20 protein-coding genes are annotated in these 17132 nt (G+C 54.8%); 4 read left to right on the top strand and 16 right to left on the bottom strand.

Translation table 11 applies throughout. The features are described from left to right. Nucleotides 1-266 precede the first annotated feature (266 nt). From fliR to fliF, 13 genes are all read right to left on the bottom strand, one after another. Nucleotides 267-1061, bottom strand: coding sequence for a flagellar biosynthetic protein FliR (gene fliR, locus KP80_RS10215; protein ID WP_052283537.1), 795 nt, complete (start codon nucleotides 1059-1061; stop codon nucleotides 267-269). A gap of 6 nt (nucleotides 1062-1067) precedes the next feature. Next, nucleotides 1068-1337, bottom strand: coding sequence for a flagellar biosynthesis protein FliQ (fliQ, locus tag KP80_RS10210; protein WP_035896987.1), 270 nt, complete (start codon nucleotides 1335-1337; stop codon nucleotides 1068-1070). A 9-nt stretch (nucleotides 1338-1346) separates the two neighbouring features. Beyond that, nucleotides 1347-2084, bottom strand: coding sequence for a flagellar type III secretion system pore protein FliP (gene fliP, locus KP80_RS10205; protein WP_052283536.1), 738 nt, complete (start codon nucleotides 2082-2084; stop codon nucleotides 1347-1349). Then, nucleotides 2084-2419, bottom strand: a complete 336-nt coding sequence (gene fliO / locus KP80_RS10200; protein WP_052283602.1) for a flagellar biosynthetic protein FliO — start codon at nucleotides 2417-2419, stop codon at nucleotides 2084-2086. Before fliO ends, fliP begins: the two co-directional genes overlap by 1 nt. Nucleotides 2420-2513: 94 nt before the next feature. Continuing rightward, on the bottom strand, nucleotides 2514-2927 hold the full coding sequence (gene fliN, locus KP80_RS10195; protein WP_052283535.1) for a flagellar motor switch protein FliN: 414 nt from the start codon (nucleotides 2925-2927) through the stop codon (nucleotides 2514-2516). After that, complete coding sequence (gene fliM, locus KP80_RS10190; RefSeq protein WP_052283534.1) at nucleotides 2924-3928, bottom strand: flagellar motor switch protein FliM; 1005 nt, start codon at nucleotides 3926-3928, stop codon at nucleotides 2924-2926. Before fliM ends, fliN begins: the two co-directional genes overlap by 4 nt. Before the next feature lie 4 nt (nucleotides 3929-3932). Beyond that, nucleotides 3933-4400 carry a flagellar basal body-associated protein FliL gene (fliL, locus tag KP80_RS10185; RefSeq protein ID WP_052283533.1) on the bottom strand — a complete coding sequence of 156 codons (468 nt, stop codon included), beginning with the start codon at nucleotides 4398-4400 and terminating at the stop codon, nucleotides 3933-3935. 103 nt (nucleotides 4401-4503) lie between these two features. Further along, nucleotides 4504-5697 carry a flagellar hook-length control protein FliK gene (locus tag KP80_RS10180; protein WP_052283532.1) on the bottom strand — a complete coding sequence of 398 codons (1194 nt, stop codon included), beginning with the start codon at nucleotides 5695-5697 and terminating at the stop codon, nucleotides 4504-4506. Continuing rightward, nucleotides 5694-6137, bottom strand: a complete 444-nt coding sequence (gene fliJ / locus KP80_RS10175) for a flagellar export protein FliJ (RefSeq protein ID WP_052283531.1) — start codon at nucleotides 6135-6137, stop codon at nucleotides 5694-5696. The genes KP80_RS10180 and fliJ overlap by 4 nt, the downstream gene beginning before the upstream one ends. Nucleotides 6138-6276: 139 nt before the next feature. Then, entirely contained in the window at nucleotides 6277-7653 is a 1377-nt protein-coding gene (fliI, locus tag KP80_RS10170) for a flagellar protein export ATPase FliI (protein WP_052283530.1), read from the bottom strand. Then, nucleotides 7653-8354, bottom strand: coding sequence for a flagellar assembly protein FliH (gene fliH / locus KP80_RS10165; RefSeq protein WP_052283529.1), 702 nt, complete (start codon nucleotides 8352-8354; stop codon nucleotides 7653-7655). Before fliH ends, fliI begins: the two co-directional genes overlap by 1 nt. Beyond that, nucleotides 8347-9342 carry a flagellar motor switch protein FliG gene (gene fliG / locus KP80_RS10160; protein ID WP_052283528.1) on the bottom strand — a complete coding sequence of 332 codons (996 nt, stop codon included), beginning with the start codon at nucleotides 9340-9342 and terminating at the stop codon, nucleotides 8347-8349. Before fliG ends, fliH begins: the two co-directional genes overlap by 8 nt. Beyond that, a complete protein-coding gene (fliF, locus tag KP80_RS10155) occupies nucleotides 9335-11014 on the bottom strand; it encodes a flagellar basal-body MS-ring/collar protein FliF (protein WP_052283527.1) in 1680 nt (559 codons plus the stop codon). Before fliF ends, fliG begins: the two co-directional genes overlap by 8 nt. A gap of 215 nt (nucleotides 11015-11229) precedes the next feature. Here fliF and fliE point away from each other — a divergent pair, with 215 nt between their 5' ends. Both fliE and yedD read left to right on the top strand, forming a co-directional pair. Continuing rightward, entirely contained in the window at nucleotides 11230-11541 is a 312-nt protein-coding gene (fliE, locus tag KP80_RS10150; protein WP_052283526.1) for a flagellar hook-basal body complex protein FliE, read from the top strand. A gap of 235 nt (nucleotides 11542-11776) precedes the next feature. Next, entirely contained in the window at nucleotides 11777-12190 is a 414-nt protein-coding gene (gene yedD, locus KP80_RS10140; protein WP_052283524.1) for a lipoprotein YedD, read from the top strand. Nucleotides 12191-12233: 43 nt separating this feature from the next. On the opposite strand, the gene fliT is transcribed toward yedD, so the two are convergent. The 3 genes from fliT to fliD are packed head-to-tail and all read right to left on the bottom strand — an operon-like array spanning nucleotide 12234 to nucleotide 14451. Next, nucleotides 12234-12608, bottom strand: a complete 375-nt coding sequence (fliT, locus tag KP80_RS10135) for a flagella biosynthesis regulatory protein FliT (RefSeq protein WP_052283523.1) — start codon at nucleotides 12606-12608, stop codon at nucleotides 12234-12236. Next, nucleotides 12608-13018, bottom strand: a complete 411-nt coding sequence (gene fliS, locus KP80_RS10130; RefSeq protein WP_052283522.1) for a flagellar export chaperone FliS — start codon at nucleotides 13016-13018, stop codon at nucleotides 12608-12610. The genes fliT and fliS overlap by 1 nt, the downstream gene beginning before the upstream one ends. 23 nt (nucleotides 13019-13041) lie before the next feature. Further along, nucleotides 13042-14451 (bottom strand): flagellar filament capping protein FliD, encoded by a 1410-nt coding sequence (gene fliD, locus KP80_RS10125; protein WP_052283521.1) that lies wholly within the window; start codon nucleotides 14449-14451, stop codon nucleotides 13042-13044. 264 nt (nucleotides 14452-14715) lie between these two features. On the opposite strand from fliD, the gene KP80_RS10120 reads away from it, so the two are divergent. Next, nucleotides 14716-16215 (top strand): flagellin, encoded by a 1500-nt coding sequence (locus tag KP80_RS10120; RefSeq protein ID WP_052283520.1) that lies wholly within the window; start codon nucleotides 14716-14718, stop codon nucleotides 16213-16215. A 167-nt stretch (nucleotides 16216-16382) separates the two neighbouring features. Continuing rightward, nucleotides 16383-17102 carry an RNA polymerase sigma factor FliA gene (locus KP80_RS10115; protein ID WP_052283601.1) on the top strand — a complete coding sequence of 240 codons (720 nt, stop codon included), beginning with the start codon at nucleotides 16383-16385 and terminating at the stop codon, nucleotides 17100-17102. Nucleotides 17103-17132: the final 30 nt, after the last annotated feature.

Here is a 17132-nt window from a genome sequence, read left to right as displayed (position 1 = left end):
CACTCAATGCGTAACGATAATTAACCCATTACCCTCGAACTTCATCGTCCTAACGAACCTGGTAAAAATAAAAAATGAGAATGAAGACGATCAGGCGGCATCAACTATCCCGTAAAGTTACGTATAATTTGCCAGGAATCTTCTCAAAGTAAAGTAAATGTTATGTTATGTGAATAATCTAAAAACAAATAACCCGCGCCAGCGATATGCTGGTAGATGTTTTAACGTTTTTATTTTAGGAATTTCCTTACAATTACCGGGTGGCATTATGGAGAATTTATGCGTGGTAACTCACTGATAATATCTGCTAATAGATCGAATATTTCGCCAAATAAGTGTTCACAGAATGGGGCAATCAATGGCATTAATGCTGCCATTAGCAGAATACCGATGGTCAGGGTAATGGGGAAACCAATCACGAATATCGACAGTTGTGGCGTCATGCGGTTGAGCATGCCTAGCGCCAGGTTAACCGTCAGCAGCAGGGTAATAATCGGCAGCGCCAGCATCAGGCCGTTGAGGAAAATCATGCCACCTGCACGCGTCAATGCCAGGAAGGCATTACTATTGATAGGTTCGCCGCCAATAGGCAGGGTGTGAAAAGTGTCGACCAGCAGCGAAATAAGCCATAAATGGCCGTTAAAAACGAGAAATAGCAGCATTGCCAGCATATCCATAATGCGCGCGAGAACCGGCATATTAAGGTTGCTGCCAGGGTCAACAAAGGTCGCAAAAGAAAGACCCATCTGGAGCCCGATAATCTCACCGCTGGTGCGTATCGCCGCAAAGGCGAACTGCATGGTGAACCCGAGGGCGATACCGATAAGAATTTGCTGCAGTGCGAGCCACAGCGCCTGGGCGGAAAAGAGCGGAACCTCAACCACTGGCAGCGAAGGGGCAATCACGATAGTGATGAGGAAGCCAAGCCCGAGTTTCACCCGCTTTGGCACCGATTTTTCGCTCAGAATGGGGGCTGTAGAGACCAGCGCCAGCACGCGCAAAAGCGGCCAGAAGTAGAGGCTTATCCATGAAATCCACTGGTCGCTGGTGACGTGCATCATGGGGGCTTAACCGATGATGTAGGGAAGATTGTTAAATAACGTGCGCACATAGTCGAGCAGCAGATTGAGCATCCACGGCCCGGCAACAATGATGGCAATAAAAACGGCGATGATTTTAGGGATAAACGACAGGGTCATTTCGTTAATCTGCGTCGCCGCCTGCAGGATACTGATGATCAGACCGGTCACTAGCGACACCAGCAGCAGCGGGGCGGCCAGCGCCAAAGCGACTTTCATCGCTTCGGTGCCCATCATCATGACGGATTCAGGGGTCATGGTTACTCCTTAACTGTAAAAACTTTGCGCCAGCGACCCAACCAGCAGCTGCCAACCATCAACCAATACAAACAGCATTAACTTGAACGGCAGTGCGATAGTGGCGGGCGGAACCATCATCATCCCTAGCGCCATCAGCACGCTGGCAATCACCAGATCGATAATCAAGAACGGAATGAAAATGGTGAAGCCAATCTGGAAGGCGGTTTTCAGCTCGCTGGTCACATAAGCCGGCAGCAAAATGCGCATCGGTACGGCCTCCGGCCCTTGAATCGGCGCGCTGTTAGCAAGCCTTGCAAACAGGGCCAAATCAGCTTCGCGGGTCTGACGCAGCATGAATTCACGCAGCGGCTGGGCGCCTTTCTCCAGCGCTTCCTGCATACTGATTTTGTCTTCGCTAAATGGCTGATAGGCGTCGGTGTAAACCTTATCGATAACCGGCGACATGATAAAAAAGGTCAAAAACAGCGCCAGCCCCAGTAGAACCTGATTGGGAGGTGCGGACGGTGTACCCAGTGCGCTGCGCAACAGCCCAAAGACGATGATGATGCGAGTAAAACTGGTCATCATCAGCAAAATGGCCGGAATAAACGTCAGCGAGGTGATAAACACCAACGTCTGAATAGGTAATGACCAGCTTTGCCCACCGTTGGCGAGCGGCTGGCTGATTAAGCCCGGCAGTTCGGCAAAGGCCGAAGGGGAAAGAAGCAGCAATCCGCCCAGCGCAAGGGAATATAAACGACGCATCAGGATCTCCCAGGGCGCTTAAGCATAGTTTTCATCAGTGAGGCAAATTCAGGCACGGCCACCTGCGGTTGAGCGTCTACCGGCGCCGGGGGCAGGGTGTGCAGCAAAGTGACCTGCTGGGCGGTCACGCCGAGCACCAGTCGTGCATCCTCGACGTTAACAATGACCACCCGCTCGCGGTTGCCCAGAGAAGCGCTGGCGCTCACCGACAGGCCATTGACCGTGCGGCCTTTCATGGCGCCCGGCATCACCCGTTTGACCACCCACGCGGCGGCGAGGATCAGCACAATAATGCCCAGCAGCGCACCGCTAACCTGAATCAGCGGTGACGTCATCGGTTCGTTGGCGTGCGTGACGGCGACCGATTCGCTGGTGTGCGCAGTCGTCGTGTTGGATGTCGAATGAGTGGTGCCAGGCTGGGGTTTCATATTAACGGCTCAAGCGACGCATACGTTCTGATGGCGTAATGATATCGGTGATACGCACGCCGTATTTATCGGCAACGACGACCACTTCACCCTGGGCAATCAGATAACCGTTAATCAGAATATCCAGCGGTTCGCCCGCCAGGCCGTCCAGCGCCACAACAGACCCTTGCGTCAGGCGCAGCAGCTCTTTAATGGTCATTCGGGTGCGGCCCAGTTCCACGGTCAGTTTGACCGGGATATCCATAATCAGGTCGATATCCTGCAGCGTGCCGCTGACATCGCCACCGCCAAGCTGCTGGAACACCGCATCGGCAGCGCTTTTGCTGCTGGTTGTTTGTTGCTCGTTCAGCGCTTCAGCCCACAGATCGTCCACGGATCCGCTGTTGTCATCGGGTGGAGTATTCATATCACTCATTTGGGCTGTTCCTCGTTCAGCGAATTCAAAATCGGGTTGATCAAATGTTCTACGCGCAGCGCATACTGGCCGTTGACGGTACCGTACTGACTGGTGAGCACGGGTACGCCATCGACATGAGCAATAATGCGATCGGGCTTCTCTATCGGCAGGACATCACCGGGTTTTAATTTGAGTATTTGTGATAAACGCAGCGAGATATCGGCGAAGTTCGCCACCAGTTCCAGCTCCGAGTGCTGCACCTGACGTACCAGGTTTTCCCGCCAGTTTTGATCTTCGTGGCGTGAGTTTTCCAGCGGCGGGTTCACCAACAGCTCGCGCAGCGGCTCAATCATGCTGAACGGCAGGCAGATATTGAACTCGCCGGTCAGGTTGCCGATTTCCACGTGGAACGGTGTATTGACCACGATATCGTTGGGGGACGTGGTGATGTTGGTGAATTTCACCTGCATCTCCGAACGCACATACTCCACTTCCAGCGGGTTAATCGCCTTCCATGCGTCGCTATAGCCTTCGAGCGCCAGCTTCAGCATGCGGTTAATCACGCGCTGCTCGGTATGGGTAAATTCGCGCCCCTCAACTTTTGTGGGGAAACGACCATCACCACCGAACAGGTTATCGACGGCAATAAAGACCAGGCTTGGCGAAAAGACCACCAGGCCAGTGCCGCGCAGCGGTTTTAAATGGATAAGGTTAAGGTTGGTCGGCACCGGCAGGTTACGGGCAAACTCATGGTAGGGCTGAATACGAATGGCCCCCACGGTAATGTCCGGACTACGGCGCAGCAGGTTAAACAACCCCATACGGAAGTGGCGCGCAAAACGCTCGTTAATGATCTCCAGCGCCTGCAAGCGTTCACGAACGACGCGGCGCTGCGTATTGGGGTCGTAGGGGCGAATGTCATCTTCGCCCGCTGCACGCGCCAGAGGCTCGCTGGCGTTATCGCTGTCACCGTTGAGCAGCGCATCAATTTCGGCCTGAGAAAGAATACTGTCGCCCATAGCGCTATCGCAGAATAAAGGCGGTGTACAGGACGTCGGTAATATCCTGTTTAGGCTGACCGGCAATCAGCGGTGCGCTCAGCGTCGCTTTAATATCGGCGGCGAGCTGCTTCTTGCCATCATCGGTGGCAAGCTTGGTCGCATCCTGACGCGACAGCAACAGCAGCATCCGGCTACGCACTTCCGGCAGATAGTCGTTTAAACGCGCGCGGTCGGCTTCACCCTTCATGCGCAGCGTGACACCCACATAGAGCACACGATCGGCATCGCCCAGGTTAACCGTAAAGGTATCGAGTGGGAAAAAGACCGGAGCGGCCGGCGGCGGGGCTTCTTTTGGCGCCGCTTCAGCGGTCTTGTTTTCAAAACGCCAGTAGCTGTAGCCCGCGGTGGCGCAGGCAGCAAGCGTTACCAGCACCAGTAGCGGGATCCAGATAGAGCGTTTGCTCTTTTTAGTGATTGTGGTGTCAGTCATCTGAAACGGTCTTCCTTTTAGTACTGCTTATCAGATGATTATCCCGCCTCCCGCGCGGGTCAAAGCGTGGAAAAGACGGGAATAATCATGTTACCTCGGGCGTTTAAGCAAAGATGTCTACTGCGTTGTCACCGCGGGCGGCGGATTGCAAGGCCGCAGGGACGCTCAGCACATCGCCATCTTCCTGGCCGTCAGCGGTGTTTGCATCGCCCCGCGACGCGAAAGCGTGTTGGGATGACGACTGCTGCTGTTGTCCGGCAAAGCCATCGCTGCTGATGTTACTTTGTCCCAGTTGAATGCCATTATCTTCAAGCTGGCTGCGCAGAACCGGTAGTGCCGCTTCCAGCGCGGCGCGCACGTGGCTGTGCGGTGATGCCATCTGGATTTGTGCGAGGTTATCTTCGACTTTGAGCGTGATATGCACCTGGCCCAGCGACTCCGGGTGCAGACGCAGTTCTGCGGTCTGCTGACCCTGGCGAGTAAACAGGGTGATATGCTGGCTGACGTTTTGTTGCCAGTCCGGCGTACCCAATTGGGCATGAATATTGGCGGTAGCCGCTGCGGCCGACGCGGCGGCAGGCGTAACGGTTTGTGCGCTCACCGGGGTCAGTGCGGACGTCGGTGCGGCTGGGCTAGGGACGCTTTCAGCTTCTGCCTTTTGCGATGGGATCATAAATGCGGAATCTGCCGATAGGGCGCGGGCTTCAGTTTGCGGCTGTGATGCGGGCGTACTTTTCACATCCACAAAGCCTTCCATCTTACCACCGCTGCGGTTCAACGCTGTGCTCAGCGTATTGAGCGCATCGGTTGTCTGCGTTGGCGTGGCGGTGCTGGCTGTTTGCTGCACCTGAGGCGTGACCGGCAGCATGGCCATCAGCGCGCTGAGGCTTTTCAGCTCATCATCGCTCAGTTTGCTCTCAGCCGTTTTGTCATCGCTGTCGCCGGTTTGCGTTCCCTCTTTGCCCGCTTTGAGCTCGCCTTTTAAATGCGCGGCTAATGAACTTAACAGCGTTTGCGCATCGCCGGCCGTCGTCAAGTCGACATCGCCGGTGGTGCTGGCGGCATCCTGCTGCATCAGCCATTGGGTGAGTGATTGCGTCGGCGTTTTGAGGTCGCGTGATGTATCGACATCTTCGTTGGCCAGCTGCGCGACTTTCCCACCTCCTGTTCCGGGAAGCTGGGTGAGCGCACCCGCCAGCAGCGCGAGAAAGTCCTCAGGGCTCCCTGTGGTTTTTGCCGCAGTATCAGCGCCGGTCAGATTTGCATCGCTGACGGCAAGGTTAGGCAGAGTGATCATTCGGGTTTCCTCAAGGTAGCGCGTTGGGCAAACTCATCCATCTTCTTCTGGTCAAGGCGGTTTTCCGCCAACAACTCCGCGGAGGCCTGCCTGTCCTGTAGCGTTTGCCATGCCTGCAAGCGCTGTTTTTTCTCTCGCCAGAAGGTCAGCGCCTGTTCCACCTTGTTATTCCACTGGATTAACTGCTGGCGGTGTTGGTCAATGGCCTTCTCAAGCGTCTGGATAAACTGTTGGTAGTTCTGCCAGCGTAGACTGGCGATACCCTGACTCATGTCGTTGTTCAGGTTGTTCTGATATTCAAGCTGGTAGTCCATCAACATTTTCAGCTGTTCTTCCGCCTGCTGGCAGCCGCGTCGCATTTCGCCCAGTACCAGGGCGGCGTTATCAACATCGGTTTCTGCCAATTCTTTAAGCGTTGCTAATGCACCATGCTGCGCCATGTTTGTGATCCTCTTGCTTCACTCTACCCGTCATACTTCGAGTGGCATGTGGGTTGGCTGCGTTCGTTCACCCCAGTCACTGACTTCAGTCAGCTCCTGGGGATTCACGCTCTTGCCGCCTTCATGTCACTCGAATTATTTAGGGTAACGACGTTGGGAATATCAATTCCAGGTTCAGGATTGAGGATTCCCAGTCTGCTTTTTCAAGAATGCCTTGCTGTAAAAATGCCTCCAGCTGCGGCCAGAGCGTAATGGCTTTATCCAGCATCGGGTCGCTGCCTTTGGCATAGGCACCGACGCTTATCAGGTCACGGTTACGCTGGAAGCTGGAAAGCAGCTGCTTAAAGTGCCGAACGCGCGCGTAATGTTCTTCGCTAATTAACGCGGTCATGGCGCGGCTAATCGACGCTTCAATATCAATTGCCGGATAGTGTCCGGCTTCCGCCAGCCGTCGCGACAGGACGATATGGCCGTCGAGAATGGCGCGCGCCGAGTCGGCAATCGGGTCCTGCTGATCATCACCTTCGGTCAGTACCGTATAGAATGCGGTGATAGAACCACCGCCGCTGATACCGTTACCGGCGCGTTCAACCAGTGCCGGTAGCTTAGCGAAGACCGACGGCGGATAGCCTTTGGTTGCCGGCGGTTCGCCGATAGCCAGGGCGATTTCACGCTGCGCCATCGCGTAGCGGGTAAGGGAGTCCATAATCAGCAGCACGTGCTGGCCGCGATCGCGGAAATCTTCCGCCACGCGGGTGGCGTACGCGGCACCTTGCATACGCAGCAGCGGCGAAACGTCAGCCGGAGCGGCAATCACCACCGAACGGGCGCGCCCTTCGGTGCCGAGAATATTCTCGATAAAATCTTTAACTTCGCGGCCACGTTCACCAATAAGTCCAACCACAATCACATCGGCGCGGGTATAGCGCGCCATCATGCCAAGCAGCACGCTTTTACCGACGCCGGAACCGGCAAACAGCCCCATACGCTGGCCGCGGCCGACGGTGAGCAGGGCGTTGATCGGCCGCACGCCGGTATCCAGCACGTGCTCGATAGGCGTACGCTGCAGTGGGTTAAACGGCTGAGTAATCAGCGCCCCGGTTTCAGTGGTATCTGGTGCCGGCAGGCCGTCCAGCGGTTTGCCGCTGCCGTCGAGCACGCGGCCGAGTAGCGCCGGGCCAAGCGGCAGCTGTTTGCCGCTTTGCAGACCTTCCCCGGTAATATTGCGGGCGTAGACGCGCGCGCCAGGTAAGATTCCCTCGACCTCTTCCAGCGGCATCAAAAACAGACGCTGGCCGTTAAAGCCCACCACTTCGCTTTCCACTTCCTGCGTTTCTGTGCCCTGTTGGCGTTCAATAATGCAGGTGGCACCCAGCGGCAGCTGTAGCCCGGTGGCTTCCAGTACCAGACCGGTGGCGCGAACTAACCGACCGTAGCGGCGTACGGCGGGCAGCTGCGCGATGCGCGCCTCAAAGTTGTCTAAGGTATTGAGCCAGCGAGTCAGACGCACGGTCATTAGCAGGCTCCCGGTGCCGCCAGGCGGCACAATTCCTGCCAGCGGGTGGCAACGCTGGCATCAAGATCGCCCTCATCAGCAGAGACTTTACAGCCGCCGGGGTGCAGCGTCGGGTCACCGCGCAGGCGCCAGCCGTGTAAATTCAGCGTGGCGCCGAGCATCTCTTCGACGCGGGGTAAATCTTCCGGGCTCACGCGCAGCTGCGGCTTGCCGGTAAACAGCGGTTCTTGCTGCAGCAACGATTGAATCTGTTTAATCAGCGCGGTGTTGTCCACTACCGGCACCTGGCCGACAATCTGCCGAGCTGCTTCCAGCGCCATTTGCATCAGGCGGGAAGCGATAACGCTGTCGAGCGTATCCAGCGTGTGCTGAAATTCGCTTGCCAGCTGCTGCATCCGGGTGTGAATCGGTGCTTGTTCTTGCCTCGCTTGTTCCAGTCCTTGTTCCCGCCCCTGTGCCAGACCTTCCTGATAGCCTTGCTGCTGTCCGGCGGCGTGGCCTTCACGCAGCCCTGCCTGATAGCCCTGTTCATGGGCCTGAATCTGTAGCTGAGCCAATTGCTGCTGTTGCAGCTGTTCGGCAGAAATCTCCTCCTGCGGCTCGCCGTCGGGTTCATCAACGGAGAGCGGGGTGAACTCGGCCACCGCCGGTGGCGCGAGATCGTCAGGCTGCCAGACTTTCCACGGCGTGGTATCAGACATAGGTGTCGTCTCCGCTGCCAATTACCATCTCGCCGGTTTCCGCCAGTCGACGAACGATCAGCAGAATCGCTTTCTGTTCGTTCTCCACCTGGGACAGACGTACCGGGCCACGGTTGGCGAGGTCGTCGCGCAGGATGTCGGCAGCACGCTGGGACATATTGCGCAGGAACTTCTCGCGTAGCGGCGGCTCGGAGCCTTTGAGAGCGATAAGCAACGATTCGGAATCCACTTCCTGCAGCAGGCGCTGGATACTGCGATCGTCGACTTCCACCAGGTTTTCGAACAGGAACATCTCGTCGATAATTTTCTGCGCCAGATCGCCATCGAATTCGCGTACGGCGGTAATAACCGCTTCTTCCTGCTGCGTTTTCATCAGGTTGATGATCTCTGCCGCCGTTCTCACGCCGCCCATTTTGCTGCGTTTGAGGTTCTGGCCGTCGAGCAGGTTGTTCAGCACTTCGGTCAGTTCCGCCAGCGCCGCTGGCTGCACGCCGCCGAAGGTCGCAATACGCAGCATCACATCGTGACGCAGGCGTTCATCAAACAACGCCAGAATATCGGCCGCCTGGCCACGTTTAAGGTGCACAAGGATGGTGGCGATGATCTGCGGATGCTCGTCGCGGATAATATCGGCCGCGCTCTGCGGCTCCATAAAGTTGAGCGTTTCGATACCGCTGGTGGTTTCGCGGGTTTCGAGAATATCTTCCAGCAGGCTGGAGGCGCGTTCTTCGCCCAGCGCTTTCACCAGTACCGAACGAAGGTATTCGTTGGCATTGACGCTGAGCGCGGCGAACTGTTCCGCTTCCTGCTCAAACTCGGCCAGCACGTCGGTTAGCTGTTTGTTGGAGATCTGTTTGACGTTGGCCATCGCGGTACTGAGCTGCTGCACTTCGCGAGTGCTGAGGTGCTTGAACACCTCAGCGGCACGATCTTCGCCAATCGTCATCAGCAAAATGACGCTTTTGTCGATTCCAGAAAGATTACTCATGGTCGTTATTCATCCATTGGCGAATGACCAGCGCCACGACGCGCGGATCGTTATCAGACATCTCACGAATACGCTGGCTCATCACTTCAGCACCCAGGCGCTGGTTGGCACGGCGTTGCTGTGTCTGTTCATCTTTACTCAGGCGTACCTCAACGGCTTCCTGAATTTCTTGTTGGGCTTTGTTCTGTTCAACGGCGGCCTGAGCCTGCTGTTCGCGGCGCGCCAGCTGCGGTTTAATGGCTTTACGCCACAGCAGCCACGCCACGATCAGGACCAGTAGCCAGCGGCCAGCGGCCATCAGCTGATCGATAAATGACTGTTGTTTCCAGAACGGCAGTTCGCCACCGGAATCATCGCTATCGGTGAACGGCGAATTGACCACGTTCAGGGTATCGCCACGGGTGGTGGAGAAGCCCATTGCTTCGCGGGTCAGATCCTCGATCTGTTTCATCTGGTCGCTGGTCAGCGGCAGCGGTTTGCCGGTCGGCAGATTGCGATAGTTGACCACCACGGCCACCGACAGACGCTGGACATCGCCGACGTTCTTTTTGGTATGCATGATGGTGCGGTCAACTTCGTAGTTGCTGGTTTCGCTGCGCTGCGTGTTGCGTGGGCCGGTCGTGGTATTGCGGGTGGCGGTATTCTGGCCGTTAGCCGCCTGATTGGCGTTTTGGTTGGCCGTCTGCGTGGCAATCGGCGCTGACGGTGCCGGTGCCGGGGTATTGGACAGTGCGCCCGGCACGCCGCCCGGATAGGGGCTACCGCTTTGATCGCTTTCACTCACCTGGCGGGAGCGAATGGCCGCCTGAGTGGTGTCCCCGTTGGGACGGTACTGCTCGTCGGTTTGTTCTTTATTATCGAAGTTAACCTGCGCGGTTACCTGTGCGTGAACGTTGCCGTTGCCGACAATCGGACCGAGGATCGCTTCAATACGGCGCTGTACGCGGGCTTCAACGTCAGCGGTATATTTTAGCTGCGCATCGTTCAGATCGCGGGCGCTGGTATTGGACTGGGTCAACAGATGCCCGCCCTGATCGACCAACGTGACGTTACCCGGTGGCAGGCCAGCGACGGCGCTGGAAACCAGATGGACGACGGCAGAAATTTGCCCCTCATCGAGCGCGCGGCCCGGTTCGAGGTTGACGGTAATCGACGCCGACGGCGCTTTTTGCTCGCGCACGAACAGCGACGGTTTTGGCATCGCTAAATGCACGCGGGCACTTTTTACCGGGCCGAGGGTTTCGATGGTACGCGACAGTTCACCTTCCAGCGCGCGCTGGTAGTTCACCTGCTCGCTAAACTGGCTGATGCCGAATTTTTCCTGATCCAACAGCTCAAAGCCCACGGTGCCGCCTTTCGGCAGGCCCAATTGCGCCAGGCGAAGACGCAGTTCGTGGACTTTATCCGCAGGGACTTCCAGTGCGCCGCCGTTATCCGCAAAACGGTAGGGGACGTTCATCTGGGTGAGTTGGGTAACAATAGCGCCGCCATCCTGGTCGGACAGGTTGCTAAACAGCGTGCGATAGTCGGGGGTTTTGGCCCACAGTACCATCGCGACGAGAATTGCCACCGCGGCAGCGCTCGCTACCATCAGCGGAATTTTTGGATTGGCGCGCAGGCGGTTCACCCATTCAAGGGTTTTATTTTGTGTGGCCGTAGCACTCGCGCTCATTGCGCACCTCGTCGATCCTGATCAATGGCGTTAAACGTGAACGAAAACAAAGCAGACTCCCAGGTCAGAACACATAAAGACAGCCATGCCATTATTTGACGCTTTGTGATTTTTGATGGCCCAAATAACCCATTTTTATGGCGCTATTTAGCGCCTTTATCTTATTGACAAACTGCTAAGCTCGTTCACAGGTTAAAATCAATCTGGGAGTCAAGATGGCGATTCAGGGTATTGAGGGCGTTCTGTCGCAACTGCAGGCGACGGCGTCGATGGCGCGCAATCAAAGCGTGGATACACAGCCAACCATTAGCTTTGCCGGGCAGCTGCATGCAGCGCTGGATCGGGTGAGCGAGATCCAAACCAGTGCCAGAACGCAGGCGGAGAAGTTCTCGCTGGGCGAGCCGGGCATTGCGCTCAATGATGTGATGACCGACCTGCAAAAAGCGTCGGTGTCATTGCAGATGGGCATTCAGGTGCGCAATAAGCTGGTGAGCGCGTACCAGGAAGTGATGGGGATGCAGGTGTAAATCGACGTGGGTGGCGAGATTGTCGCCACCGCTATGTTCAAACGCGAGTTCTCACGCCATTTGCGAGAAGGTCTCATTCGGACGTCCTTCGTTTTGCATAAACTTCCCATCCTCCTCTTTATTTTCCAAAAAGCATTCGCTGCACCTGTCTTGCCGATATTGTCAATTACCGTGAAACGGCAGGGGGTTTAACGCTATAATGTTGCTGTATTTTTCTCCCGGAACAGGACGGATAATGAAAAAATTAGCCATTGTAGCGGCGCTGCTGACGCTGGCGGGCTGTGCGCAGATCGAGGATTACTCAACGGTTGTCAAAACACCGGCGCCGGAAGGGCTGGCGGGTTACTGGCAGACCACCGGGCCGCAGCGCGCGCTGGTGAGCCCGGAAGCGATGGGCAGCCTGGTGATTACGCGGGCGGGTGATACGCTGGATTGTCGCCAGTGGCAGCGAGTGATTGCGCTACCGGGTAAACTGACCCTGCGCGATAACGAAGTCTACAACGTCACCAATAAGCTGGACGTTTATGCGGTAGAACGTAAAGGCGATTCGCTGGACTATGATGGTATGACGTTGCATCGCGTTGAGCGCCCAACGGTAGAGTGTGCGGCCGCATTAGCGAAAACACCGCTGGCCTCTGTACTGCCTTAAGGCCGATGTCGCTCCGGCGTCGCGATAGCCGGAGCGAACCCAATTAATGGTTCAGATCGACATTATCCTGTGGGACCAGCACGAAGCCGCCCTGATTGCCGTAGGTATTCATCACCGTTTTTTGTATCGATGATTGGCCGACCAGTCTGGAAAGCTCGTCCATTCGCGCCTGCAGCAAGCGCTTTACGGTACTTTCATTATCCAGCACGGTGCGTAGTAGCGGACGGAGCTGTTCCTGAAGTGGGTCGTTGGGCTGACTGTCCTCGGTTAATTGAGCAATTTTCTGCACCGCATTAACGTATTCCATTTCACTGGCAATCAGTTCGTCCCACAGACCTTCCGTGGCAAGTCGCAGCATCCTGTTGCTTTTTTCAACCAGCTGCTGGTACGAGAGATAAAGCTGCGGTGCGTGGCTCATTAGACGGCGTCCTGAATTAAATTAGGCGTAAGTAAGGATTCCTTCCAGGCATCAGCGATATTGCGCATAAGGCCTTCGACCTCTTCAACCGCGCCGCTATCATTGCGTAAATTGGCCTGCAGCAGACGGCGGACCATATAGGCGTAGAGCGCCAACATATTCTGCGTCAGCTCATCTTTGCTCTCTTCCTCAAGGCCAATTTTTAAACCGTTCTCGATGATATTTATGGCTTTCGACAGGGAAAGACCTTTCCCCTCGAGGTTGCCATCCTGCATAAACAGGCGGGCACGAATCAGCGCACTGAGCGCACCATCGAACAGCATAGTGACAAGCTGCTGCTGGCTGGCGCTCATGACTGCGCTTTCTACTCCAATCTGTGCGTAGGCCTGCGTACCTTTTGCCCCGTACATGACGTCTCTCCTGATAGTGATGATTATTTAGAGCTGCTGGTGGATTCGAACTGCTGGGTTAAATAGCTGCTGGTGCTATTTAAGGAGGTCATCATTACGTCCAACTGAGTAAACTGTGCTTTATAGCGAGCGACCTTCTGATCGATAAGATCGCTTGCGGAGTTATACTCTTTGGTTAACTTATTCAGCGTTTTGCTGACGCCATCTTTCGCCGCCTGAATAATCCCGGTGGTGGAGAGCCAACTGGTCAGGTTGCTGCCAATAGCGGTGGTAATACCTGTTTTTTTACCGTCACCGACGATGAGCGTACCGACACCTGCAGAGTCTTTTTGCAGTGCTGCGCTGAGCTTGGTGTCATCAACTTTTAGTTGGCCGGTACTTGGATCGGAAGTGACACCAATCTGTGCAAGTGTTTTATAAGATGATGAACTCAGCGTGTTGCTTAAAACACTTTTGAGCTGAGTCTGGATAGTGCGTAGCGTTGAGTCGCCAATTAAAGCACCATTACTGGTGTCCTGCGCATCTGAGCCCGCATCAACAGCAGTGTATTTGGTCAGGGTACTGAAGGTATCCTGCAGTGCATTATAAGCCGTAACCCAATCTTTAATGGCTGTTTGGGCTTTTGTTGTATCCTGGGCAATGGTCAGCGTTTGGTTGCCTTTGGTGACGTCGGTCAGATTTAACGTTATGTCTTCCAGGGCGTCGCTGATGGTATTGCTGCTGTTTTCAATGGCAACGTTGTTTACTGTGAGCTTGGAGTTTTGCGCTGTTACGCTCTCAGTCATCCCATTGCTGGTATCAGTGCTGGTACCGTTATAGCCAAGAACGCCCTGCAGTGCGCTATCGCCGCTGACGCTCAAGGTCATGGCGTTGTCTTTACCTGTCTCGTTCGAGGTAATAGATAGACGGTATTCACCGTTACCAACGTTGATGACGCTGGCGCTTACGCCGGCTTTGGCGTTATTGATTGCATCGCGAATACCGGTTAACGAAGAGTTAGCCGCGCTGATATCAATAGTGACCGGCTTTTTGTCGCCACCTTGTTGAATGGTCAAGGTACTGTCATTGGTTGCGAGCGCTGCTTTGCTGTCTTTTTGCACACCCGTCGTCAGAGTTTGGGCTTGCGCGAGTTGGCTAACGCTGATGGTGTACTTGCCAGCAATTGCGCTACCGGTAGTCGTAGCGCTAAATGCATCACTCGTGCTGGTTGTTGTGGTCGCCGTAAACAGGTCCGCTTTAGAGAGAGCTGTATTTGCTGTCTGGAAAGAGACCAGAGCACTGTTAAGTGTGCCATAAGCACTGAGTTTTGCCGTGTAAGAGGACTGCTGTTTTGTAATCGGCGTTAGCGTTGATTTTTCTGCTGCTGTCAGGCTATCCAGAATGTCGCTTAGCTTCAGGCCCGATCCGATCCCCAATGAAGAAATGCTTGCCATTTTTAATCCTTAATATGTCGACATATAAAATGAATAACTGGGTTATCGGCCTGAATACGACAAAGTTTACCCTTAATCATTTTTTTTTAATGGCAGGAATAAGGGGTAGAGAAAAGAGTAATTCGGCGGCTAAAAAAATTCGGGAATACTAAAAAAAATTCTAAAGGTTGTTTTGCGGCAGACGATAACAAGTTTGACGGCGATTGAGCCGACGGGTGAAAACCCATTACGTAATCAACGACTTGAAATATAGGATAACGAATCATGGCACAAGTCATTAATACCAACAGCCTCTCGCTGATCACTCAGAACAACATCAACAAGAACCAGTCTGCTCTGTCCAGTTCTATCGAGCGTCTGTCTTCTGGCTTGCGTATCAACAGCGCGAAGGATGACGCAGCGGGTCAGGCGATTGCTAACCGTTTCACCTCCAACATTAAAGGCCTGACTCAGGCGGCACGTAACGCCAACGACGGTATCTCCGTTGCGCAGACCACTGAAGGCGCTCTGTCTGAAATCAACAACAACTTACAGCGTGTACGTGAGCTGACCGTTCAGGCAACTACCGGTACTAACTCCGATTCTGACCTGTCTTCTATCCAGGACGAAATCAAATCCCGTCTGTCTGAAATTGACCGCGTATCCGGTCAAACCCAGTTCAACGGCGTGAACGTACTGGCGAAAGACGGCTCCATGAAAATTCAGGTTGGTGCGAACGATGGCGAAACCATCACTATCGACCTGAAGAAAATCGACTCCCAGACTCTGGGTCTGTCTGGTTTCAACGTTGATGGCGCGAAGAAAGTCACTGCTGGTGAGCTGATCTCTGATTTCGGCGCGACCGGTACTGACAATTATAAAGCTGGTGCAAACACGTATAACGTTGATGTTTCTACCGGTGCGGTTTCTTCTGCTGGCGCGGCACAATACATCAGCTCTGTGGATGGTTCATTCACGGCTAACGCCACCACCGCTAACACCGCTAAATTTACCGCAGCTCAGGCTGTGACCTTGGCGGCGGATGCTGTAGGTAAAGCGGATGGCACCAAATTTACTGTCGCTGGTGTTGAACTGACACTGGTTGGAACTGCTGATGCAAATGGTAACGCTTCCTTCACTACAAAAGTTGGTGGTAAAGACGTTACTCTGACAACCACTGGCAGTTCCGCTCCGGCAGGTACTGGTGCGACCTTCGGTGGCACCACCGTATATACTGATGCTTCCTCTGGTCAACTTACCACTGCTGCAACGCTGGATAACCGCGCTGCTAAGCAATCAGATCTGGATCTGCAGGGCGCTACTAAGCAAGGCAGCACCCTGTCCATCAACGGTAAGCAATACGATGTAAACGCTGCTGGTGATGAAGTGACCGCTTCCTTCACCGATGCTGGCGGTACTACAACGACTCAGGACGTTTACCTGGGCAAAACTGCAGGCGGCGCTACCACCCTGATCAGTGCTGACGCGGCTAAATCCCAGCAGTCCACCACCGATCCACTGAAAGCACTGGATGCAGCGATTGCTTCCGTAGACAAATTCCGTTCTTCTCTGGGTGCTATCCAGAACCGTCTGGATTCTGCGGTAACCAACCTGAACAACACCACCACCAACCTGTCTGAAGCGCAGTCCCGTATTCAGGACGCCGACTATGCGACCGAAGTGTCGAACATGTCTAAAGCGCAGATCATTCAGCAGGCCGGTAACTCCGTGCTGGCAAAAGCGAACCAGGTTCCACAGCAGGTTCTGTCTCTGCTGCAGGGCTAATCTCCCGCAACCTGATGACCCAACCCCGCTTCGGCGGGGTTTTTTGTTAATGGAATTTCACTTACTCTGCAAATAAACCCCTCTTTTCCCCACTGTTCCATCGATTAAAACGCCTGTAGAAACGGATAATCGTGCCGATAACTCATATTAATGCAGGGCTGTTTATCGTGAATTCAATGTATACCGCTGAAGGTGTAATGGATAAACACTCGCTATGGCAACGCTATGTGCCGCTGGTGCGTCACGAAGCGCTGCGCCTTCAGGTGCGTTTGCCGGCGAGCGTGGAACTGGACGATCTGCTCCAGGCGGGCGGTATCGGCTTATTGAATGCTGTTGAACGCTATGACGCTCTGCAAGGAACGGCATTTACCACTTACGCAGTGCAACGCATCCGTGGGGCGATGCTGGACGAACTACGCAGCCGCGATTGGGTGCCGCGTAGCGTCCGGCGGAACGCGCGTGAAGTTGCGCAAGCGCTGGGTCAACTTGAGCAAGAGCTGGGACGAAATGCGACGGAAACTGAAGTCGCGCAGCGATTGGGGATCGCGATTGAAGAGTACCGTCAGGTGCTGCTGGATACCAACAACAGCCAGCTGTTCTCCTACGATGAGTGGCGAGAAGAGTACGGCGACAGTATCGAGCTGGTGACGGAAGAGAATCAACACGAAAACCCATTGCATCAACTGCTGGAAGGCTCTTTACGCCAGCGCGTGATGGAGGCGATTGAAGCCTTGCCGGAGCGTGAAAAGTTGGTGCTCACCCTCTATTACCAGGAAGAGCTTAATCTCAAAGAGATTGGCGCAGTGCTGGAAGTGGGGGAGTCGCGCGTCAGTCAGCTGCACAGCCAGGCGATCAAGCGTCTGCGCATCAAGCTGGGTAAGTTGTAGTTTGGAATAACATCACGTTGGACCAAAAAT

This window comes from Kluyvera genomosp. 1, from assembly GCF_001266615.1.
Taxonomy (GTDB): Bacteria; Pseudomonadota; Gammaproteobacteria; order Enterobacterales; family Enterobacteriaceae; genus Kluyvera; species Kluyvera cryocrescens_A.
This window is presented reverse-complemented; position numbering and strand designations above follow the sequence as displayed.